Origin of the sequence: Sinomicrobium pectinilyticum (genome assembly GCF_003725735.1) — a bacterium.
GTDB lineage: Bacteria > Bacteroidota > Bacteroidia > Flavobacteriales > Flavobacteriaceae > Sinomicrobium > Sinomicrobium pectinilyticum.
This window is the reverse complement of the sequence record NZ_RJTM01000098.1, coordinates 1-23,462: the sequence shown is the minus strand read 5'-3', so window position 1 is coordinate 23,462 and position 23,462 is coordinate 1. Positions and strand designations below refer to the sequence as shown.

Annotated in this window: 18 protein-coding genes; 5 read left to right on the top strand and 13 right to left on the bottom strand. The window is 43.5% G+C overall.

Features of this window, described 5'->3' with window-relative positions:
• Positions 1–93 precede the first annotated feature (93 nt).
• Positions 94–666, top strand: a complete 573-nt coding sequence (locus ED312_RS13975; RefSeq protein ID WP_123216637.1) for a helix-turn-helix domain-containing protein — start codon at positions 94–96, stop codon at positions 664–666.
• A gap of 94 nt (positions 667–760) precedes the next feature.
• Here the strand turns inward: ED312_RS13975 and ED312_RS13970 are convergent, their stop codons facing one another.
• From ED312_RS13970 to ED312_RS13960, 3 genes are all read right to left on the bottom strand, one after another.
• The gene (locus ED312_RS13970) at positions 761–1,207 is read right to left on the bottom strand and encodes a GNAT family N-acetyltransferase (RefSeq protein WP_123216636.1); all 447 of its coding nucleotides are present in this window, start codon (positions 1,205–1,207) and stop codon (positions 761–763) included.
• 308 nt (positions 1,208–1,515) lie between these two features.
• The gene (locus ED312_RS13965; protein ID WP_123216635.1) at positions 1,516–2,373 is read right to left on the bottom strand and encodes a hypothetical protein; all 858 of its coding nucleotides are present in this window, start codon (positions 2,371–2,373) and stop codon (positions 1,516–1,518) included.
• Positions 2,374–2,452: 79 nt separating this feature from the next.
• On the bottom strand, positions 2,453–3,280 hold the full coding sequence (locus ED312_RS13960; RefSeq protein ID WP_317125683.1) for a helix-turn-helix domain-containing protein: 828 nt from the start codon (positions 3,278–3,280) through the stop codon (positions 2,453–2,455).
• Between the two features lie 578 nt (positions 3,281–3,858).
• Between ED312_RS13960 and ED312_RS24260 the strand changes: the two genes are divergently transcribed.
• Positions 3,859–4,302, top strand: coding sequence for a hypothetical protein (locus tag ED312_RS24260; RefSeq protein WP_240643109.1), 444 nt, complete (start codon positions 3,859–3,861; stop codon positions 4,300–4,302).
• Positions 4,303–4,593: a hypothetical protein gene (locus tag ED312_RS24255; protein ID WP_240643108.1), complete on the top strand. Its 291-nt coding sequence runs from the start codon at positions 4,303–4,305 to the stop codon at positions 4,591–4,593.
• A 250-nt stretch (positions 4,594–4,843) separates the two neighbouring features.
• Here ED312_RS24255 and ED312_RS13950 read toward each other — a convergent pair whose 3' ends face one another.
• From ED312_RS13950 to ED312_RS13940, 3 genes are all read right to left on the bottom strand, one after another.
• The gene (locus ED312_RS13950) at positions 4,844–5,311 is read right to left on the bottom strand and encodes a GNAT family N-acetyltransferase (protein WP_206363259.1); all 468 of its coding nucleotides are present in this window, start codon (positions 5,309–5,311) and stop codon (positions 4,844–4,846) included.
• A gap of 193 nt (positions 5,312–5,504) precedes the next feature.
• Positions 5,505–6,551 carry a DUF3078 domain-containing protein gene (locus ED312_RS13945; RefSeq protein ID WP_240643107.1) on the bottom strand — a complete coding sequence of 349 codons (1,047 nt, stop codon included), beginning with the start codon at positions 6,549–6,551 and terminating at the stop codon, positions 5,505–5,507.
• Between the two features lie 272 nt (positions 6,552–6,823).
• Positions 6,824–8,605, bottom strand: a complete 1,782-nt coding sequence (locus ED312_RS13940) for a 1-deoxy-D-xylulose-5-phosphate synthase (RefSeq protein WP_123216632.1) — start codon at positions 8,603–8,605, stop codon at positions 6,824–6,826.
• A gap of 41 nt (positions 8,606–8,646) precedes the next feature.
• On the opposite strand from ED312_RS13940, the gene ED312_RS13935 reads away from it, so the two are divergent.
• Positions 8,647–9,090 (top strand): nucleoside deaminase, encoded by a 444-nt coding sequence (locus tag ED312_RS13935; protein ID WP_123216631.1) that lies wholly within the window; start codon positions 8,647–8,649, stop codon positions 9,088–9,090.
• Between the two features lie 97 nt (positions 9,091–9,187).
• Here the strand turns inward: ED312_RS13935 and ED312_RS13930 are convergent, their stop codons facing one another.
• From ED312_RS13930 to aspS, 5 genes are all read right to left on the bottom strand, one after another.
• Positions 9,188–12,106 (bottom strand): ATP-binding protein, encoded by a 2,919-nt coding sequence (locus ED312_RS13930; RefSeq protein WP_148044296.1) that lies wholly within the window; start codon positions 12,104–12,106, stop codon positions 9,188–9,190.
• A 539-nt stretch (positions 12,107–12,645) separates the two neighbouring features.
• Positions 12,646–12,840: a cold-shock protein gene (locus ED312_RS13925; RefSeq protein WP_123216629.1), complete on the bottom strand. Its 195-nt coding sequence runs from the start codon at positions 12,838–12,840 to the stop codon at positions 12,646–12,648.
• Positions 12,841–12,926: 86 nt separating this feature from the next.
• Positions 12,927–13,163: a hypothetical protein gene (locus ED312_RS23600; RefSeq protein WP_148044295.1), complete on the bottom strand. Its 237-nt coding sequence runs from the start codon at positions 13,161–13,163 to the stop codon at positions 12,927–12,929.
• A 304-nt stretch (positions 13,164–13,467) separates the two neighbouring features.
• Positions 13,468–15,264, bottom strand: a complete 1,797-nt coding sequence (locus ED312_RS13915; protein WP_123216627.1) for a chloride channel protein — start codon at positions 15,262–15,264, stop codon at positions 13,468–13,470.
• Positions 15,265–15,832: 568 nt separating this feature from the next.
• Positions 15,833–17,581, bottom strand: coding sequence for an aspartate--tRNA ligase (aspS, locus tag ED312_RS13910; protein WP_123216626.1), 1,749 nt, complete (start codon positions 17,579–17,581; stop codon positions 15,833–15,835).
• 426 nt (positions 17,582–18,007) lie between these two features.
• On the opposite strand from aspS, the gene ED312_RS13905 reads away from it, so the two are divergent.
• Positions 18,008–18,364 (top strand): toxin-antitoxin system YwqK family antitoxin, encoded by a 357-nt coding sequence (locus ED312_RS13905; protein WP_123216625.1) that lies wholly within the window; start codon positions 18,008–18,010, stop codon positions 18,362–18,364.
• Between the two features lie 284 nt (positions 18,365–18,648).
• On the opposite strand, the gene ED312_RS13900 is transcribed toward ED312_RS13905, so the two are convergent.
• Positions 18,649–22,152 (bottom strand): efflux RND transporter permease subunit, encoded by a 3,504-nt coding sequence (locus ED312_RS13900; RefSeq protein WP_123216624.1) that lies wholly within the window; start codon positions 22,150–22,152, stop codon positions 18,649–18,651.
• Between the two features lie 129 nt (positions 22,153–22,281).
• On the bottom strand, positions 22,282–23,462 hold a 1,181-nt coding region (locus ED312_RS13895), incomplete at its 5' end, for an efflux RND transporter periplasmic adaptor subunit (RefSeq protein WP_317125682.1).

Sequence of the window (23,462 nt, the reverse complement as noted above, 5' to 3'; positions counted from 1 at the left end):
GACAAAAATGTCGCAAAAATGTCGTGCTAAAACCGTTATCAAAAAGCTATTTTCAGAAATAGATTTGTGGTCAACAAAATAATAACACAAACTATGAACGAAGTCGGATTAAAGATTAAAGAAAGCAGAAAAAAGAAAGGGCTTTCACAAGAAGAATTAGCCGAGGCCGCCAAGGTGAATTTAAGGACAATTCAGCGTATTGAAAACAATCAGAATGAACCCCGGGGAAAAACCCTGAGCCTCATTTGTGAGGTGTTGGAAATAAATGTAGAGGACATTCTGGATTATGGAAAACACACAGACAGGAAATACCTCGTCTATTTTCACCTTTCCGTCCTGTCATTTTTAGTTATACCTTTAGGAAACATTCTATTACCACTCATCCTGTGGCTTACTAACAAAGACAAGGTCATCGGGTTAAAAGAAATCGGAGCGAACCTGTTGAATTTTCAGATTATCTGGACGATCTTGATTTGCCTTTCTCTCATTGGCCATGTCTTTATTATTATGCGTTACGGTATAATAAAAGGGCCCTTTTTCCTGTTCCTGGGATTGTTCCTGGTATTGAATGCGATAAATATTATCCTGCCGGTTGTCTTTGCAGTAAAAATAAGAAACGGACAAACAAAAAAGAGGTATCCGACATTTATAAAACTGGTAAGCTGAACCAAACAGAAAATACGGTAAGGAGGCAGGGAGAGTGGAGACAGCCCTGCTTCACCATGCCCCCGGCAGTACACAACGGAAAAACAACTCACTGCTATTGAGAATAGATGTTTTTGTGGTGTAGTTCCATCCATACAGAAGGATCTGCAAGGTCGGTCCATCCGAACTTTCGGTATAGCTCATGGGCGTCACCGGTAAGTAAAATCCACCGCCTCAATTCTTGCAGGTCAGGGTAATTCATAATTACCTCCATGAGCCATTTGGAAAGTCCGTTTCCTCTGTAATTCTCAAGGATATAAACATCACCTAAATAGGCAATGGTAGAAAAGTCGGAGATTATTCGCGCAAAGCCTATTTGTCTTTCATGGAGGTAAACACCAAAACAAAGTGAATGTTCTATTGAGGTCCGAACTTTATTTTTAGGAATATTTAAGCACCAGTATGCTTTGGTTGATAGAAATTCATGAATCGAATCAACATCAAGTTTTGCCTTATCAGTTGAAATACAGTATTCCTCTTTGTATACGGTCAATGTTGTCATTTAAATTTTTAGTAAAGATTGACCTTTCAAATATATCAATAAAGCATGAATATAAGAATACGTTTATCCCCCCTGGTGCCGTTTGCAACGGGTCTCATCCTAATGCCCCTTACCTGGCTGTACAATGTATCTCATTACTTTGTACTGTAGGATTAGATGTTTTAACTAACTTATGCATCCGCATTCTGGGATTGTAGAAAACCACAACATTTACAATGTTACCCGGCTTTTTGGGTAAACGTATGGATGTTGTCGCATGGTGGGCCTGGGCTTCAACACAATCAGGAACGAAAAAGATTGAACGGGCTCTATTCTAATTTTAAACGCCATGTGGCCTGAACCTTTCCCGATTTTCCGAGTTTATCCAATTGTTCGGGAGATGCTACCTGTAATAATTTTTCAGAGGCGCTTAATTTGGAATAGTCCGGAATGTATTCCTTATCCAGTACAAAACCATTATTGAAGAAAAATTCCTCCGCCTCTTCAAAACTTTCGAACATCTGGTTGGTTACATTTTGTTTACTAAAAAACCGGTCCCATTTTTTCCCCTTATCAGAACCAATCCGGCCGGGGTTATGATTGAGATAAATATCTGCCGTTATCCAATATCCCTGTTGTTTTTCGAGGTGTGTACGAATAATTCTGCACAACTTGCTTTTCTCTTTTTTAGAAAGATAAACCAGTAAGCCCTCATTAATAATGGTTAGCGGACGGTTATTAAAACGGTCGACAATAGCTTGAAATTGCTTTTTATCTAAGGCATTTAATGCCTCGTAATCAAGTCTGCCCGTTGAATGTGTTTTTTCAAATGAAGAAACAATTTGTTTTTTATAGGAAATAATATCAGGTAAATCTGTATCTATATAATGTATATCCGGTTTGGAGTTTGTAAACTCTAGTCCCCGGTAATTAAATCCCGACGAAAGCTCTAATATATTTGTGGCCGGAATTTCCAGGGCCAATTCATTAACAGAATAATACCTGTTCTCAAAATGAACCACACTTGCCCAGAAACCAAAATCTTTATTTAAGGCTCCCGTATTTTCATCTTCATTCAACAGGACTTTGACAGTCTGTTTCGCAAACGGAATTTGAGTGTGTGCTTTAAACTGCATTAAAGCTTTTGCCGATGGACTAATGGATTTAAAATTTCTTTCTTTGCCCATTTTTATTCATTTAATTAGTTTCTAAACTGCAAAACTAAGCAGCATGTACCCTTTTAAATTGTAAAAACAGGACATTGGATTATTCAATACGGTTAAAATAATTTCCAAATTGATTTATGGATTTCAAAAACTGATTAGGTGTTTTTCCCGTCACTTTCTTAAAAGAATGAATAAAATGAGCTTGGTCATAAAATGTCAAATAGAAGGCTTTCAGGGCTTCTTTGTCTTCCTTACAGTCTTTCTCCAAAAGATTATAAATATATTTAAATCGTATTGTCTGAGACCAGGATTTAATGTTCTGACCGACGATCTCTGAAAAGGTTCTGTTTAAATGCCTTTTTGACCAATTCGTTTGTTCACAAAGCTCAGCCAATGTTATTAATCCCCCGGAGTCAATAATTTTTTGCGTTACTTTTTCTACTATTGGTTCTTGGATTTTGGGAGGAGCTAATTTTGAAATGAGAAACTTCTGAAGCACATATACCTTATCCTCATTACTATGGGCGTCAAACATGAGTTCTTTCAATATCCTCGTTTCTCTGTAGAATATATGTTCCAGGTCCAATACCAGGCCCTTGGTGTCTGTAAGGTGCCCTTCAAAAAAACGATATGCTCCCGTAGGATTAAAACTAACACCCAAAGAGGTCACCGGCTCCGCTCCCTTTAATGTCAAAGCACACGATTGTTGTCCGATGAACGTAAAATTGTCCGAACAGGTTGAATGCATGAGACCATTTTGCGAAACCGTTTGGTAATCACCTTTTAAGGTATAAATTAAAGTGATATTTCCCGACGGAACAACCATCCTCAAATCGTCGGCATCCATATCATATGAACTTTCGAAAAACCATATTCTATTAATGAAAGGCTGTAGTACCGGATGTATTTTGAATAATTTTAAATTCACTTTGCATAATAATTTGACGGAGATTCTTGCCCACCCGATATGTAGCCCAGCGGTTTTGGCTATGTCAAGTGCAGGATTTTTTTAGAAGTTTAATTTTCCCGTTAGCGATGTGTTTGTTTCGCATCTGCCGCTCGTTTACCACCAACACCCATCGACTCCCGCATTCGCAACACCCTTCCCGAGGCTATATGACGTGTTCCATTCATTGCACCATAGTACTGCATGGTCTGTCCGCCAAAAATACCACTTTTATAAAGAATGCATTCCTACTTAAAAAAAAACAAAACCAAGGCTGCTGAGTGCTTCTGCCCAAAGGAAGAAGTGTACCGAAGCCCCGATCCCCTAAACCAACTTTTAAGAAAATTTTAATATCGCATCATGCGACTTTTTTATACATTGTAAGCAGTTTTAGCTATTTGCATGCAATTATTAATTTGAAGCCACCTGATCCCTACATGAAAGTTTTAATCCGAAACTCACAGGAGCAGTAAAGTTAAAAATCTGTTCATGCTTATCGTTTCAAGTAACGTCCCAGTAACTTCCGGACGTACACCCATTTAACTATTAATTTTTATATTATGAAATCCACCTATGAAACCGGCAATGCCAAAAACGTGGCCAATCTTGGCAAGCTCATTGCGCAGATCGCACTTTATGACAAGTACAATCCGCCTGTAGAAGCCCTTACCGTAGAAAACCTCACCAAACTCCGCGACGAAGCCAGGCAAAGTATAGAAGAAGTCGAAACCAGGCGAGCGGAAAACAAGAATGCCATTCATCGCAGAAGGGATATTTACCAGGAACTGAATCCCCTTTGTACGAGGATAGTTAACCACCTGGATATCCTGGGCCTTAGCAGCGGGGTTACAGATCGTGCCCGCTCCCTGAACAAGCGTATACAAGGCGTCGGGACTTCCAGGAAAGTTACTGCCGGGTCCGGTGAGGACGGTTTAGAAGAAACGGTAGCGGGGATATCCACTTCCCGGCAGTCCTTCACCCAGCGGGCAGAACATTTTTCGTAGTTGCTTACCCTCATACAAACCATAGACAACTATGGGCCTAACGAAGAAGAGCTGCAAAAGGAAAACCTGGACAAATTGCTTGCAGATATGCAAAACGCCACTGAAGGAGTAGAGCAAAGTGAAGCTACGCTTAATAAAACCCTTCGTCATCGTAACCAGTTGCTTTACGGAAAGGACAGCGGATTATACGATGTGGTACAGAATGTTAAAAAGTATGTAAGGTCTGTCTATGGCAGCAGTTCCGATCAGCACGCCAGGATATCCGGTATTACGTTCACTATGGTAGGCTGAAAAGTCCATGCCTTAAAATTGGTACTGCAAGCATTGTAGCCCGGTTTTTCTCCCCCTCTATAACCCCCAACCAGAATATTGTTTTGCACTCCCGGCCTTAAGCAAGGAACAGGGTATAAGAATTATTGTCCGCTTTTGGGCAAATAAATTACTTAGCCCTGTAAACCATATCCCTAATAGCCGGGAGTTTTCTTTTAACACCTGCGGATAATATTCTTGTACCTGTAAATATGGTTTTATGGCCTGTAGTTTACAATTCCCGTTCCATGACCACAAAATCATGCCCGTCCTTAAAATAGGTAATATCCGTTTCCCTAAAACCGTATCGTTTGTAAAAAGCAGAAGCACTTGTACGTGCATTGCACCGGAGTACCCTGGCATTTTTTGCCTGGCAGAAGTCTATAATGTAGGAGAGCAGGGCAGAGCCGTAACCTTTTCCCTGTTCGGAAGTATCCGTGGCAAACTTGCGGAACTGGTAGTGGCCATTTTCCCGCTCAAAGAGTGAAATTACGGAAACCAGCTTGCCATCAGGGGAGAAAAGGCCAAAATGTATACCCTGTGTATCCTCATCCAGGATAACACTTTCCGGGGACATCTCCGGGTACATCACCCGGTGACGCATGGGCCACGTTTGCGAGCCCGGAATTGGTTTAATATTAAAGTCCTTATAGGTCATATAAAATCCCGGTAAAGATAATAAGGATGGTACGTATTTCACATATACTCCTTACCGTTTTTACGATAAGAACGGCATATTAGCATATGTAAGTCAAAGGCGCTGTCTCCCGGAGCATGCTATAAAAAAGGCCTTGTCCCGCTATCCTGTACAACAATGTTATTAAGTGAAGCACATTCATTTTTCAGTGTGCTATAACACTTACTAAATGATGTTACCCTAATGCAATGGAATACTAAAACATATAATTGAGGCCTACACCCAGCAGCTGCTTTAACTGTAACCGGGGACCGTAGGCAAAAGTTTCGTTCTCACTTAACTGCAGTTCACGTGTTTTTATATCATTGTCATAAATAAGGTGCGCCCCTATGTTGGCCTTTACATATTCGTTGACCACCAGGTTGAGGTATAGTTCGAAGTTGACGTCCACATTCCCGAAGTCGTTCAGATAATCCGTGTAGAGTGTCACCTTATTAACAAGGGTCATGTTTTTGTAGATCACCGTTTCGTACTCGTTCGTAACCAGGATACCCACTTCCGTCCGGGTCTGCTTTCCTTCCCGTATAATATTGCCATCATTGTCATACAAAGCCTTCTGTACACCAAAAGCCCCCGAATTTGCCAAGTCCTGGTCCAGTACATAGGTGGACTTTTGTGTTATCGGTGAAAAATAAAACTGAAGTTTTTTATCCGTGGGCGAATACCCCGCCCCGACACCGAAGGTAAGATAACCCGGGGCCATGAATTTAGATATGGGATTGTCCCGGTCCGGATACTTGTAACCATCCGTAAACTGGGTCTTAAAAGTAAGTTTGGCCGAATAATACCAGTCCGATTTTGGCCGCGTACGATAACCGAAAGTACTGTTCAGTTCTATCGCATCATCCGATTTTCTCAGTTTCTGGTCTTCCTGGGCGTTAAGCCCGTATCGCATGATAAGCTCATTGTTCCAGCTTACATTCCCTCTTTTATACCAGCGGACAAAGTTGGCCGATGAAATTCCCGTAACCGAGTTGTTACCCCCTGCATTCCAGTTAGAAAAAGCCACCTGGCTGAGTACAACACCCATTTCGTTTTTCTTGGACCAGTAAGAAATAGGGGCCGGGGGTGGTGGTATAATGCCCTGCAGGCGTCTGGCCCTGGCATCTGATGTATCTTTCGGGATATATACCGGAAGCGACTGCACACCATAAGACGATGAGTTAATAGGCGTGAGGATTTCCTGTGCCCCGAGAGAATACATACAAAAAACGGCTGCGATTAAAGAAACGGTCTTTCTCATTGTAAAAAACAAAGTTTTATATTTAGATTAGTGTTACCCGTATCATACCAGGGCTAAAAAAACAGGTAAATACACATCTACAGGTCTTGACGGCTCTCGATCCTAAGGTATTTCCCGCGCTGTAACGAACAGGTTCGGGACAGCTTTTTATTTCTGGCATCATACCGGGCTGGTTAGGTTTACGTATTCACATATTATGCAGGTTGTACTCATAGGGTCAGGGTGTTGATTATGAACCGGTTAAAAACAGCTAATATATAAAAATGTATCTTCTATAGTAATTTCATCACCATTTCCCTGATATGTTCCGGACTTATATGAACCAACTCCTGGAGCTCATTAACCTTGCCCTGCCCCACAAAATGGTCCGGTACTCCCAGACAATGTACAGGCTTCGTATACCCGTTAGCGGCAGCAAATTCCAGGATTGCACTTCCGAAGCCCCCGGCAACACACCCGTCTTCCAGGGTAATTAACGCCGTAAACTGCACGAATATTTTATGCAGCAGGGATTCATCGAGGGGTTTTACGAACTGCATATCGTAATGGGCAACCCTATCTTTCTGATCCTCAGTAAGTCCTTCCAGAACAGGTTGTATGTTTTTAGCAATGCTTCCAATCGTTAAAATAGCAATGGTTGTCCCGTTTTTTATCATTTTTCCCCTGCCGATCTCAATTTCAGCAAAAGGTTTTCGCCATTCCGGGGTTATTCCCCGCCCTCTAGGATAACGGATGGCAACAGGGTGGGGGAGGCCCAGCTGGGCCGTATACATCATATTTCTCAGGTCCGTTTCGTTTGCAGGGGCATAAATAATAAGATTGGGAATGCACCGCAGGTAGGCCATATCAAAAACCCCGTGATGTGTGGCCCCGTCTTCACCTACAATACCTGCACGGTCCAGGCAGAAGATCACCGGGAGGTCCTGCAGGGCAACATCGTGGATTACCTGGTCATAAGCCCGTTGCAGGAAGGTAGAATAAATATTGCAAAAGGGAACGAGCCCCTGGGTGGCCATTCCTGCAGCCAGTGTAACCGCATGCTGCTCCGCAATACCCACATCAAAAGCCCTTTCCGGTATGGCTTCCATCATAAACTTTAAAGAACTTCCCGTAGGCATGGCCGGGGTAATCCCTACGATCTTCTCATTCTTTTCTGCCAGTTCCACAAGCGTATGCCCGAAGACATCCTGGTATTTAGGTGGGTCTTTTTCAGAGACAGCCCGTGCAATGATCTCTCCCGTGGATTTATTAAATTTTCCCGGTGCATGGTAGCGTACCTGGTCTTCCTCTGCCTTTCGGAGCCCTTTGCCTTTAGTCGTAATGACATGAAGGAATTTAGGCCCCTCTATCTTCTTTAACCGTGAAAGTTCCTGTAACAGGGCAGGCAGGTCGTGCCCGTCCACAGGCCCCGTATAATCGAAATTCAGCGCTTTGATGATATTATACCGCGCCAGTTTCCGGTTTTTCTTCACCTGTGTCAGGTATTCCTTTACGGCCCCCACACTGGGGTCTATACCAATAGCATTGTCATTGAGTATAATAAGAAGGTTCGCATTTGTGACACCTGCATGATTAAGCCCTTCGAAAGCCATTCCGCTGGCAATGGAGGCATCACCTATAACCGCTACGTGCTGTTTCTCTGTTTCTCCCTTGATCTTTGAAGCAATGGCCATACCCAGCGCTGCAGATATGGAAGTAGAAGAGTGGCCCGTGCCAAAAGTGTCGTAAATACTTTCCCCGCGTTTCGGAAAACCACTGATGCCGTCCAGTTGACGGTTGGTATGAAAAATATCCTTCCTGTCCGTTAGTATTTTGTGTCCGTAAGCCTGGTGCCCTACATCCCATACCAGTTGATCGTAAGGCGTATTGAAAATATAATGAAGGGCAATGGTAAGTTCCACCACACCCAGGCTTGCTCCCAGGTGCCCTTCCTTTACCGAAACGATATCGATAATAAAATCTCGCAGTTCCGCTGCCAGTTGCGGCAGTTGTTCCGTAGGCAGGCGGCGCAGATCTTCCGGTACGGTTATATGGTCTAACAGTTTTTTTGACATGACGACACAAAAGTACGAGATGCGTTTGTATTTTTGCGGGTATGACAGATACTTTTGACGATGTTTATTTTATGAAAAAGGCACTTCAGGAAGCAGAAGCGGCTTATGAAAAAGGAGAGGTGCCGGTAGGAGCGGTGATCGTGGTTGACTACCGGATCATAGCCAAAGGGCACAACCTTACAGAAACCCTTATCGATGTCACTGCCCATGCCGAAATGCAGGCCATTACTTCCGCTTCCGGTTTCCTGGGAGGAAAATACCTGAAAGGCTGTACGCTCTACGTTACCCTCGAACCCTGCCAGATGTGTGCCGGGGCCCTGTATTGGAGCCAGATCTCCCGCGTTGTCTTCGCCACGCCCGATCCGCACCGGGGCTACCGCGCTATGGGGACTTCCCTGCACCCTAAAACACAGGTGAAAGAAGGTGTCATGGAAGAAGAAGCATCCGCATTGCTCAAAAAATTCTTTAAAGAAAAACGCGATTGACCTTTTTTCCTTTCAATAAGCTGTTGAGTAATCGAATTTTATATGTGTTACCTGCTTTATCAAACCTCCGCAACTTTCGGTATAGGGAGGTTTGGCCTTACATACCTGTTTTCTCCTCCCGGGACAGCAGTTGTTTATTGTTAGCCACTTTTAAGAGTACCGACAACATTTCCGTCGGGACGAAAGGTTTATTGAGAATATCATAAATACCCATGCGGGCCAACCGTTGCTTTACGTCGGTCATAATATCGGCTGTAAAAATAACAATGTGTATGTCCGGATAGTCCCGATTGATGATCTCGGACAATCGATAACCATCTATCTGCGGCATATGGAGGTCTATGAGTGCTACGTGATAATGGTGTTTCTCAAGAAGTCCCAGGGCTTCATCCCCGTTTTGGGCATGATCGGGCTTTATGCCAAAATACTCCAGTTGTTTCCGGGCAACCAGGGCATTTACACGGTTGTCTTCCACAAACAGGAGTTTTAGTCCCGAAAGCCTGTTCTCAAAACCTGTTAATGATTTTGGTGTCAGTTTTTTACGGTTCTCTTCCGAAGGAAGTTCCAGGGTGAGGTCAAAAGAAAACTCCGTGCCCTTGCCCGGCTTGCTATTTACGGTTATATGACTATTGTGTAACGCTATCAGTTTTTTGGTAATGGTCAATCCCAGGCCGGTACCCGAATGCTTGCGGTAAGCCTCTTGTTGTATTTGTTTAAAACTTTCAAAAATGGTCTCCTGCATTTTTTTCGGGATGCCCAGGCCGGTATCCCTGACAGCAAAACGGATCGTAGTATGTGTTGGTGTGGTCGAGAGGTGTTGCAATATAATGGAAACTTCCCCTTTTTCCGTAAATTTTATGGCATTGCTTACCAGGTTGTTCAATATCTGGCTTATCCGCACTGCATCACCAATAATCTTGCGGGGGATATTTCCGTCTATACCGGAAATAAGTTTTATGGCTTTGGCATCTGCCAGTGACTGGAACTGGTTTTTAATATTAGATATAAGCTCGGGAAGGTCTATTTCCGTATATACCAGTTCCAGCTTGTCGCTTTCTATCTTGTTCAGGTCCAGTATATCATTGATGAGTTGCAGGAGATGATCGGCCGAGAACATCAGGTTGTTGATGTATTCTTCCTGTTCCGGCGTATGGTTAAGTTTTAGCAGGTTGGTGATACCGATGATACCGTTTAACGGCGTACGGATCTCGTGGCTCATTACCGAAAGAAAATCCGTCTTGGCCCGGGCTGCGGCCTCAGCCGCGTTTTTTGTCTGCTCCAGCATCAGTTCTGTTTCCTTTTGCCGGGTAATATCAAGGAGAACGCCACGAAATAAAATAACTTTACTGTTTTTAACGATGGGGATACCTATAGAACGTACCCACTTCCTGTCTCCCTGCAAAGTGGTGATCCGGGTAATGACATCATAGGGTTTTTTGCTTTTTAATGCTTTTAAGGCATTCTCCTTAATAAGTCCCGCACCCATTTCTTCAAGCAGGTCCCATAGCTCCCTGTACGTTGTTTGCTGAATATATTCGGGAGATATGCCAAGTATGGCGTGTGTTTGTTTGGTCCATACCACTTTTCCCGTTATCATATTGTTCTCCCATCCGCCTATCTTACTCAGCTCCTGGCTGAAATCGAATAAGAGGTTGGTATGTTCCAGCTTTTCTTTTTCGGCTTTAAGGGCTTCGATATATTTTGTTTTCTCCGTGATGTCCCGGACAAAGATGGCCATTTTGTAATGGTCCGGGCGGGGGTCAAGGTTAACGGGGGTTACCTTGGCTTTATACCATTTATCGACTGCAGGGTCCAGGTGCTTGTATTCAAATTCCTTCGTTTTACCCGTCCGGATGACATTATGGATATGGTCTGCAAAAAAAGAGGCCCTTTCCCCGAAGACTTCGGTAAGGTTTTTACCTATAAACCGTTCCTTGGGGACAAACAGGATATCTTCGTTACGTGCCCATACATTCCGGAAAACCAGGTTGCCATCGATTTCCAGGATAATATCTTCAAGGGAAGAAATTAAGGATTGTAGATGATTGTTCAGTTCTTCTTTTCTCGTGTCGGCCGCTTTTTTGGCTATGGTCAGCCGATGAAAAGCCACCAGGCTGGCGAATGTGGATAACAGCGGATCGAGAAATTCCACAAGAGAAAGATCATATCCGTTTTTTCGATTGGCAACACCTATCATCCCCACAAGCTGGTCTTTGGTTTTTGCGGGAAGCCCCAAAAAAGACTCCAATCGGGGATGGTCTTCCGGCGTACCGCCCCGGTTTTCGTCCGTTTCGGGAGCATTGGAGATATAAGGTTCACCGCTGCTTATCACCTGTCCGAAAAGAGAGTCAAGATTTGTAAATACCCCCCCCTCTGTTTTGGTGTCTTCATAGATCTTGCGGCTCGCCTCATCCCAGGCGATGTTAGACAGGGCCAAAGTTTTCAGGTAAGGCTGTCCGTCGTGCTTGTCCCGGATAATTTCCCCGATAAACCCGAATTTACTTTCGGTGATCTCTAAGATATTTTCCAGCAACTTGTTAAATAATGTGTACGGACTTTCACCAAGGTAAAAGCGGTCCTGGATATTTTTTAATATCCGGAATAGTTTGTTCTGTTTGTCAATATAAACCGTAGACAGCCTGGTTTCCGTAATATCCTGGATGTATCCCAAAAAATATTTTTCGTTTTCCTCTTTATTGAGAACAGGACGGGCATGTGTCTTGAAATACCTTACACCGTTTTTTTGGTGCTGTATGCGATAGATAAAAGAAACCTCCTTTACTTCCCGTATGGCTTGTTGAATGATATGGGAAATTGCAGGGAGGTCTTCTTCCACTATTATTTCCATCCATTTTTTTCCCAGGGATTCTTCGGAGGTTAATCCGGACATGTCTTCCCAGGATCGGTTCACAAAAAAGCAGTTGCCGCCCATGTCTGTCTGAAAAGCCCCTACGGGCGATGCTTGTAAGACTTCCTGTACCTGTCTGTGGTGAGGTGAGTTGTTTGTATTCTTCATATAGTCCCTCTTCTTTCCGGGCAATCACATCCGTTTTCGGTGTATGTAAAAGATATTGGTTGAAAACTGAAAATATCAGGTTGATCAACACAAGGCGAAGAAATTATGAGGGGTAGGTCTATATTCTTGCAAAGTGCGATGGTTGCCGGGCTACTATTAATTAGTCCTCTCAATATAGAGATATTTTCTCTCTTGGTCAAGCTTTAAATAAGCGAAAATAATCTTAAATTGACAGATCGGGGAACAGGGTTTTAAAGTTTCGTGGTTAATGAGTTACGGGTTGCGCAGGTGCTAACGAATGGCCCGATTGTCAGAGAAAACAAGTCAAAGCCGGGATCATCGAAGATATGGAGAATGATCTACAGGCGGGAAAACTAAAAAAAACAGTTATCATGTAGACGGAAGAAATGCCTGAAGAAGAGCAGAAAAACCCAGTCAAGAACTCAAAACTAAAAAACTCCCCGGCCTTTTTTCCGCACATAAAAAAAGGCGTTTACTGTTCCGGTAAACGCCTTGGGTCAATCAAAATAAAATATATATTATCCGATTACCTGCACTTGTGCAGCAACCATGCCTTTTCTTCCTTCTTGTTCAACATATTCTACTTTGTCTCCGTCTTTTAGCTCAACACCTTTTAATCCTGTTACGTGTACAAAGATGTCTTTGCCGGTTTCGTCGTTGGTAATGAATCCGTAACCTTTAGATTCATTAAAAAATTTAACTGTTCCTGTCATTATGAATTATAAATAAAATTTAAGTGACAAATGTAGGATTTATATGAATGCAAAAGGTTAAATTATCGTTTTTTCTTAAAAAAAAATTATTGATTTTCAGCATTTTTGTGGTCCTCCTCGTCCTTAAAGAGACGAAATTCCCTAATATTTCTGCCTTTGTAACGATGAAAGAGAAACAGAGGCATAAGTACAAAAGCAAGGGCCAGCACGGCAAAGCCAATAATACGGTGGCCGGTATGCGCATCTTCTTTCCATATAAAGGAATAGCCGGTGCACAGTGCAGCCAGAATGATGAAAAACAATATCCTGATGAGGTTCTTCATATAGATATAAAAGTTACATTTTTATATGGTTTTATGCAAATATACGCTTTTAAAAAGCGGGGCAGGCTATATGAAAAGTTAAAGCGTTTGTAGTCCGGAGTCCCTTTTTGCGATGGGGCGAAATGCGAAGGTTAAAACCATGCCTGTGGCAGGCCTGTAATTTTATTGCCTTTGCTTTATTTCGTGTAAATTCTGCGTGTATTCCGCAGTTAAATACCGGACAGATAAAGTTTCAATCTATTAACTCCCCAACTCCGAACTCCTCAATTCCCAAACTAAAACAACCCTGATGCCGGTTTTCCCCTTAACGCGCGGTAAAGGAAATCAGTTTTCTCCGGTAGGCCGTCAGCAGTTTGGACTTGGAAATAAAGCCCACGTAGATATTGTCCTTCAGTACCGGAAGGTTCCACGCCCCACTGTCCTGGAATTTTTGCATGACTTCCGTCATCTTGTCTTTCTCCAGGTGAATGACCGCGGGAGGGTCGTGCATGACATCCGAGGCAGAAACTTCTTTATAAAGAGACTGGTCGAACATGATGGGGCGGATATCGTCAAGCAACAGGACGCCGGCCAGCGAATTATCTTTTTCGTTGATCACCGGGAAAATATTCCGGTTTGATTTAACCACGGCCTTGTGGACGATATCTCCGAGTTTCATGTCCGGATAGACAGCTACAAAATTCTTTTCGATGACTTTGTCTATGTCCATAAGCGTAAGAATAGCCTGATCCTTATTATGGGTAATAAGTTCTCCTTTTCTGGCCAGTTCCATGGTATATACCGAGTGGGAAATAAAATATTTGGTAATGGAAAACGAAATGGCCGAAGTTATCATCAACGGGATAAAAAGTTCATAACCTCCTGTGAGTTCTGCAATGAGGAAGATTGCCGTAAGCGGCGCATGGAGCACTCCCGCCATGAGGCCGGCCATACCGACAAGGGTAAAATTGCTCTCCGAAACCGCCGGGTTGCCCAATCCTAAAACATTGATTATTTTGGCAACACAATTTCCCATAATACTCCCCATAAACAAAGTAGGGGCAAAAATTCCCCCTACACCTCCGGCTCCGAAAGTAAGGCAACTGGCAATGACCTTGAAAAATACCAGCCCGGCAAGAAGGGCAATGACAATCCATACATTGTCCAGGCTCAGGTTAAAGAAGTTGTTGACCAGGGCCTTTTCCGGGTTTCCTTTAATCAGGTTATTTATAACATCAAACCCTTCACCATAGAGCGGGGGAATAAAAAAGACCAGTATTCCTATGCCCAGTCCGCCGATGAGCAACTTGCGGACGGGTGATTTGATGTGGTCAAAATAACTGTGCGTTCGGTGATAAACTTTTGCAAAATATATGGAGACCAGTCCGGAAACCGCTCCGAGAATAATAAAAAAGGGAACATCTTTTATGGCGAACCCTTCCACGATCTGAAACGGCAACAAACTGTCTGAGCCGAAAAAGAAATACGAGGTGATTATAGCTGATATGGATGCCAGTAGCAACGGAAGAAGGGAAGCAAGAGTAAGGTCCAGGCTAAATACCTCTATAGCAAAAATAATTGCCGCAATCGGCGCTTTGAAAATGGAGGACAAGGCACCTGCGGCGGCACATCCTATAAGCAACGTACGGTTTGCCTGGTTCATATGAAACAGCCGGGCGATGTTGGAACTTATGGCTGCTCCCGTAGCTACCGTAGGGCCCTCCAACCCGACAGAACCCCCAAAACCAACAGTTATCGGTGCCGTAAGTATAGAACCGACCATCTGGAACTGCCGTATGATCCCCTTTCTTTTGGATATGGCATACAAGGTAGAAGGTATACCGTGGCTCACCGGGTGCCGTATAATGTATTTCATGATAAGATACGTAATACTGAGACCGATGATAGGAAAAATAAAATAAAACGCCTGATGGTAATACTGTACCAGGTTGCCCTCCAGTATGTGCTGGATAAAATGGGTGAAGTTTTTAAGTACCACGGCACCCATACCGGAAGTAAAACCTACCAATACACTTAATATAAAGATAAACTGACGCTGGGAGATATGTTTGGCACGCCATATCAAGAACCTGGTGAGCAATGATCTTTCCTGCTTTGGCATTTTACCTTGTTCCACCAAAAGAAAAAACTTAAAACATTAATATTCCGTTACTGTGCCCGAAGCACAAAAGAAAGTGCAAAATTAAGTACATTAGTACGGTTATTCCAAGTTTTTTACCGATCAAGTGTAAAAGTTACGGAATTTATGTGTTGGCAACCTCAAGTTATTTCCACATAATTGTCTTATTGTAAACCGGGAAAATGCCGTTTTCCCGTATTGCTGTAAAATAACCAACTAACCAACTCCGAACTTATCAACTCCCAAACTAACAAAAAAATCCCGCTTGGTCTGAACCTGAACGGGATATATTTCTTTAAACTATAATTTCGGGCAGCCTTTACAATGTGTTTTGCCCTTTTTCTTGTACTTCTTACAGCACTTTTTTTTCTTTTTGCCACATTCCATATGGCAAAGCATGGCCTCTATATTGCTAAAGTGCGGTCCTGCGGCATTTCTCATATCACTCTGCATCTGCTACTTTAAATTAATTCTAAATAAGTGCAAATATAGAATAAAATCCTGAATATCATACCGGAATTTCCCGATTATCAGTTCTCCCGTTTTAAGATCAGGATTTAATGACCAGGTGCAGTTCGTCCAGCTGTTCGCGGTCTATCGGGGCGGGGGCATTGATCATCACGTCCCTTCCCGCATTGTTTTTCGGGAATGCTATAAAATCGCGTATGATCTCCTGTCCGCCCAGTATGGCTACCAGCCGGTCAAATCCGAAAGCAATACCTGCGTGGGGAGGCGCCCCATACTGAAAGGCATTCATCAGGAACCCGAACTGTGCCTCCGCCTGTTCGTTGGTAAAGCCGAGTAATTCGAACATTCTGCGTTGTAATGCCGCGTCATAGATACGGATAGACCCTCCCCCGATTTCATTTCCATTGAGTACAAGGTCGTATGCATTGGCTCTTGCCTTGCCGGGATCGGTGTCCAGTAATGCGATGTCTTCCGGTTTGGGAGCGGTGAACGGGTGGTGCATGGCATGATAACGCCCTGTTTCTTCGTCCCATTCCAGTAATGGAAAGTCCACAACCCATAATGGAGCGAATTCATCCGGTTTACGCAGGCCGAGACGTTCGGCCATTTCCATACGGAGTGCGCTTAACTGCGACCTTGTCTTATCGGTTTGTCCGGCCATGACCAGGATGAGGTCGCCCGGTGTTGCTCCGGTAGACTCAGCCCATTGCGACAGGTCGGTCTCATTATAGAATTTATCTACGGAAGATTTGAAAGAACCGTCGGCATTATATTTTACCCAAACCAGTCCGTTGGCCCCGATCTGCGGACGTTTTACCCAGTCTATCAGGGCATCGATCTGTTTCCGTGTATATTCTGCGGCTCCCGGAACAGCAATACCCACTATCAGTTCCTGGGCATCAAATACGTTAAATCCTTTTCCTTTGGCAAGGTCATTGAGTTCCCCGAATTCCATTCCGAAGCGGATATCCGGTTTATCAATACCGTACTTTCGCATGGCTTCGGCATAGGACATTCTCGGAAAGGTATCGACATCAACACCTTTTATTTCCTTTAAAAGATGCCGGGTCAGGTTTTCAAACACCTGTAGGATATCTTCCTGCTCTACAAAGGTCATTTCACAGTCTATCTGTGTAAACTCCGGTTGCCGGTCGGCCCGGAGATCTTCATCCCTGAAGCACTTTACGATCTGGAAATACCTGTCCATTCCGCCCACCATAAGCAATTGCTTAAATGTTTGCGGCGATTGCGGAAGGGCATAGAACTGTCCTTCGTTCATGCGGGACGGCACTACAAAATCACGTGCACCTTCGGGGGTAGACTTGATGAGGTATGGGGTTTCCACTTCTATGAAACCCTCCTGAGAAAGGTAATTGCGTACCTGCATGGCCACGTTATGGCGGAAAATAAGTTTGTCCTTTACAGGGTTTCTCCGGATGTCAAGGTAGCGGTACTTCATACGGATATCCTCGCCACCATCCGTATTGTCCTCTATGGTAAAAGGTGGGAGCGTGGCTGTATTCAGAATGTTCAGGTCACTTACCAGGATCTCAATATCTCCGGTTGGAATGTTCTTGTTCTTGGATTCTCTTTCGATAACCGTTCCCGTAACCTGTATCACAAATTCTCTCCCCAGGGTCCCGGCTTTTTCGAAAACATCTTTCGGGGTTCTCTCCTCGTCAAAAATAAGCTGGGTTATACCGTAACGATCACGAAGATCTATCCATATCATAAATCCCTTATCGCGTGTTTTCTGCACCCATCCGGCGAGGGTAACTTCATTATTTACATGAGAATCCCGCAGTTCTCCGCAAGTATGACTTCTGTACATTGTCTTTTGGTTAATTAGCATATCCGTGTTCTGTTATTCCGAAGTGGCAGATAAATCCTGGGCCATTCATAAACAAAACAATATTTTTCTACCGGTTTTCGGGCTGTTTTTTCAAAACCCGATCCCCGGTAATCCAGGATGCAAATGTAAGAAGATATATGATTCGGGAAAGGTGCATGCTCCCTTTTTTCCCGGGTGGATTACAGCTCTCGACTATATTCCCGCGGGGAAGTACAATGTTGACTGTCAAATCCTATGTTAAATATACGGGGCGCCAGTTGCTTTGTTTCTTATTGTTTAACTTGTTGAAATACAGTTTTTTGAAACTTCAATGTTAATTTAATGTTATGTAAATGTTTTTTAAATGTAAAATTTTAGCTATCTTTGTTATAGATCGAAGAGAAAAAATCCATTAAAAAAATAGATATGAAAAGTATAACATTAATAGCAGCCTTATTATTATCCGGATCCCTGTTCGCCCAGGAACCCGGTTTAAAACCCGTACTGGAGAAGGAAGGAGATTTGGTGAAAGCTACTTATTTCCACGATAACGGTGAGATCGCACAGACAGGATTTTATAAGTACGGTAAACCTCATGGTGACTGGAAAGCCTATAATGCGGAAGGAAAAAAGATCGCTTCCGGGACCTATGAAAAAGGGAAAAAAGTAGGGAAGTGGTTCTTCTGGACTCCTGATGATCTGAATGAAGTAAATTTTGAGAACAGTCAGATAGTAAGCGTAACGAAATGGAGTAACGCCAGGCCTGTGGTATTGAACAAATAAGCATTTTTCAGAAATGAAAAGGGCCGCCCGGGAAATTTTCCGGGCGGTTTTTTTGTGGACAGTTTGAAGACTCAACCGCCTATAGATTTTTCCCCGTGCTCCGGGAAAAGATCCGTAGTTTTTGCGTTTGGTTCCCGGTGATCTGGTCATGATTCCAGGCTTCCGGCTAAAAGGTCCCATAGCTTTAGTACCTGTGGTAAAGCTACCGACAAATTCTTATAAAAAGAAAAAGGAGGTTATCTTTTTAAAGACAGCCTCCTTTTTCTTTTCGGTAACAGATGTGGTTATGACAATGCCATACCTGTTTCGGTATTGTTCTCAGTATCTTCCCCGTCATTTCCGGATTTGCTGCCTCTGTTGCGCAACCACATTTTGAAACAGGTTACGAGATAGAAGGTTACCGGAACTATGACCAATGTAAGGAAGGTGGCAAAGGTAAGTCCGAAGATCACGGTCCAGGCCAGGGGCCCCCAGAAAATAACGTTGTCCCCGCCGATATAGATTTTCGGATCCCAGTTCGTAAACAGGGAGAAGAAATCAATATTAAGACCGATGGCCAGGGGAACAAGCCCTAATACTGTGGTAATGGCCGTTAGGATAACAGGTCTCAGACGGGATTTTCCGCCTATGACGATAGCTTCTATCAGGTCTCTTTTGGATAGCATGCCGTTTTCTTCCATTTGAAGTTCTTCTTTTTTCCTGTCAATGAGCAACTGTGTATAATCGAGTAAAACCACCCCGTTGTTCACCACAATTCCCGCAAGGGAAATTATACCCATCATCGTCATGATGATCACAAAAGTCATATTGAAGATGACCAGCCCGAACAACACCCCTATAAAACTGAGGAAAATAGCCAGCATTATGATCGAAGGTTTGGAAATAGAGCTGAACTGGAAGATCAGCAGTAACATAATAAGTCCGAGTCCGGAGGCAAGTGCTCCCAAAAGGAATTTCATGTTTTCTTCCTGTTCTTCCATTTCCCCGGTAAAGGCATAGGAAGTATTTTGATCTTCTATATTGAAATTTTTCAATTCCGATTTTAACTGTGTTACAATTTCATTGGCATTGTAACCCGGTAGTACGGCAGAGTAAACGGTTACAAGACGCTTCAGGTTCCGGTGCTTGATGGCGCTAAACGATGCCGTATTTCTTTGTGTCACCACTGCGGCTACCGGGATTTCCTTTAATTGTCCTGAGGCAGCATCCCTGAAAGTGATCTTCTGGTTGAACAAGGCACTGGTGTTGTACCGGTTTTCTTCATTAAATCTTATGTTGATGTCATAATCTTCTCCGGCCTTTTTGTAGACTCCGGCTTTTTCACCGAACAATGCCCTCCGGATCTGGGTACCAACCTGTCCGGCAGATACACCGAGTTCTCCCGCTTTTTTCCTGTCTACCGTAACCTCCATTACCGGTTTGTTGCGGTTCACATCTATTTTCAGCTCCTCTATACCACTTATGTTAATGTCGTTGATAAAGTCGCGCATGTGTTCGGCAGTCTGAACGAGCTTGTCGTAATCTTCCCCCTTGATTTCTATATTGATAGGATATCCGGCAGGTGGTCCGACAGCATCTTTTTCAACAGAAATAATAACCCCAGGGTATCTTCCGGCAAGTTTTTCCTGAACTTCTTTTCGCAGCTCTTCACTGTCTTGTCCCCTCCGGTATTTGAATTCCCGCAGGGTTACGGTGATCTTACCTTTGTGTGGCATTTCGGCAGAAGAACCTCCGTCCGTTTCCGGGTTCCCCGCACCTTCACCTACCTGTGATACGGCAGATTCAACCATGTAATTATATCCGTCATCGATAAACTTCGGATTGTTCAAGACACTGTATACATCCTGTTCTATTTTTTTGGTAACAGCATTAGTTTTCTCTATATCCGTTCCCTGCGGATATTCTATATAAACAATGATCTGATTGGGTTTGTTGTCCGGGAAAAACTCCACTTTAGGACTTGCTATCCCTACCAGTACAAAAGAAAAGAACAATAGGAGAATGGTGCCTCCTACAAAAATATAGGGCCACCTGCCTTTAAGTGCAAAGGACAGGAAGGACTTGTACTTGTTTTCCAGCCATACGAGGAAAGTACGCTGAAAACGGTTGGCCAGTCCTTTTATAAGGTACTTGTATGTCCAGAACATGATGGCTGTTACAATCATCAGCGTCCCGATTCCCCTTGCGCCTCCTCCTATAAATATCAGTGGTATTCCCAGGGCCCCGAGTATAATGGAGAGGCGAATGAGTTCTTTCCTGGTAAGTATGCGGTTTGTAATCTCCATGAAGTTGGACACCAGCATGGAATTCATAAAGATGGCCACAAAAAGGGAGGATCCCAGTACAATGGATAATGTCATAGGGAAATAGATCATGAATTTTCCCATGACCCCGGGCCACATACCTAACGGAATAAATGCGGCAACCGTAGTGGCTGTTGATACTATAATGGGAAGGGCTATTTCACCGATACCCTTTTTTGCGGCTTCTATACGGTTCATACCTTCCTCCTCCATAAGCCGGTAGACATTCTCCACCAGTACAATTCCGTTATCCACCAGCATTCCCAGTCCCATAACCAGGGCAAAGAGCACCATGGTGTTCATTGTAAAGCCTAGAAATTGTGCGACCATAAAAGATATAAGCATAGACATGGGAATGGCAAATCCTACAAAGAGGGCATTCCGGAAGCCTAAAAAGAACATCAAAACCCCTACCACCAGAATCACACCAAAGATGATGTTGTTAACCAGGTCGTCTACCTGATTCAGTGTTTGTGTGGACTGATCGTTTGTGATGGATAGTTTAACATCCTTAGGGAGATAATCCTGCTGTGTTTCCTTAACAATTCCGTATATTCCTTCCGTAGCATCAATGAGGTTTTTGCCTGAACGTTTCTTAACATCCAGCATAACCACATTTTCACCGAACTCTCTTGCATAAGTGGTCTTGTCCTCTTCTTTAAACGAAACTTTGGCTATGTCTTTTAAATAAACGGCGCCGTCTTCGGATTTTACTACAAAGTTCAGCAACTCTTCAGGGGCCTCTATTTCGCCGAGTACCCGTATGGTCCTGCGTTGTCCGCTGACAATAAGGTTACCGCCGGAAATAGTGGCATTTCCGTTGCTGATAGCACTTATGACATCATCAAAACTCACTTTGGCCGCTGTCATTTTATAAATGTCTACTGCAACTTCTACCTCTTTGTCCTGTGCCCCACGGATATCTGCCTGTTTGATCTCCGGAAGTGTTTCTATTTCATCCTGCAGGTATTCTGCAAAGTCTTTCAGTTTTTCTACGGGGTAGTCTCCCTTGATGTTTACGTTTAATATAGGAACTTCTTCGGAGAAGTTAAGGTCAAAAACGTTGGGTTCTACCTTGGCTCCGTTAAATGTCGGCCAATCCTCGTCCGCCTTTTCCGAATCTACTTTATCCTTTACTTTTTGTTTGGCTACATCCACTTCTATATCTTCGTCGAATTCAACGATAATCATCGAGTAATCCTCCTGCGATGTAGAGGTGATCTCCACGACATTGCTCACGTTTCGCAACTCTTTTTCGAGCGGATCCGTGATGAGTTTCTCGATATCTTCTGCTGTATTACCGGGATATAGCGAACTGATGTATATTTTGGTTTCCTTTACCTCGGGAAAACTTTCTCTTGGCATGTTGTAATATGCCGACAGCCCCATGAAAAAGAAAATGGCGATAATAACATATATGATTGTCCTGTTGTTGATCGCCCACGAGGACATGGCAAATTCTTTGTTGGTCTTTTTGTTATCCATTGGTTTGGGAGTTTATACCTGTTGTACAGGTAAGATTACTTGTTGGATATTATATATTTTAAATCAAATCCCCAATCCCATCATCACGTCATGCGGTCCATGTGAAATGGCAGGACTTCCGGACGAATATTAATTTTCTTCAATGATCTTTACTACTTGTCCTTCTTCCACGCTTCTTGCTCCTTCATTGATGATGTGGTCTCCTGTGGAAAGTCCCTCCAGTACTTCTATAATGTCACCCTGGGTCTTACCGGTTTTTATAATTACCCGTTTGGCGACTCCTTCGGATTCTTTTCCGTTTTTTTCCGCCACATAGACATATTGGTCTCCGTTGGCATTTTCGGAAACGACATTTTGAGGAATAAGGATGGCATCTTCATTGGTGTAATCATATACCTTTAACTTGGTGGTGAGGTTCGGTTTGATATCTCCGGAAGAATTAGGCACATCAATCTCAATTTTAAAAGAGCGGTTATTGGGGTTGATATAATTTCCGGCCTGTCTCACCTTGGATTCCAAAGTTTTGCCGAGGACGGGAAAATAGATCTCGACGCTGGTCTGCTTTGAAATATTCGGCAGATATTTTTCGGGTACTTCAGCTTCTATGTACATGTTTTTCAGGCTGACGATACGCATAAGCGCGGCCCCGGCGGCAACTACAGATCCCTGATCGGTAATTATATCATCAATAGTACCGGAGAAGGGGGCAGTCACCCTGGTTTTTGCGATCTGATCTTCCAGTTGCGCAATGGCCTTTTCCTGAGCTTCATAAGAAGTTTTGGCATCGAGGAACTGTATTTCGGAACCGATGTTCTGGTCCCACAGGCGTTTTTGGCGCTCGTATGTGGTCCTGGCCAGATTGGCCTGTACTTCTGCCTGGGCCAGTTGCTGAGAGAGGCCGCCGTCATCTATTTTGGCCAATAATTGCCCCTTTTTAACATCCTGTCCTTCACGAACGTAAACTTCGGTAAGTATACCGTTATATTCCGCATTGATGACGATGTTCTGCTTGGTACTGACGCTTCCCTGCAATTCTATATAATGATTAAAAAGGGTGTCTTTGACCGTTGTGGTGGAAACCAGGGCAAGTTTGTGCAATGTATCGAGCTCGGAAATGGCATCGTCCAGTCTGGTCAATTGGCCGGAAAGTTCGTCTCTCTTCTGTACCAATTCACTTCTTTTGGCTTTCATTTCGCCCAGGGAGCCATTTTCTATTATGCTCTCTACCGATTTTTTCCCATCTCCACCCCCGCAGGAAGTAAGAAATGCAATACCTAAAACTACTATATATGATCCTTTCATCTGTTTAT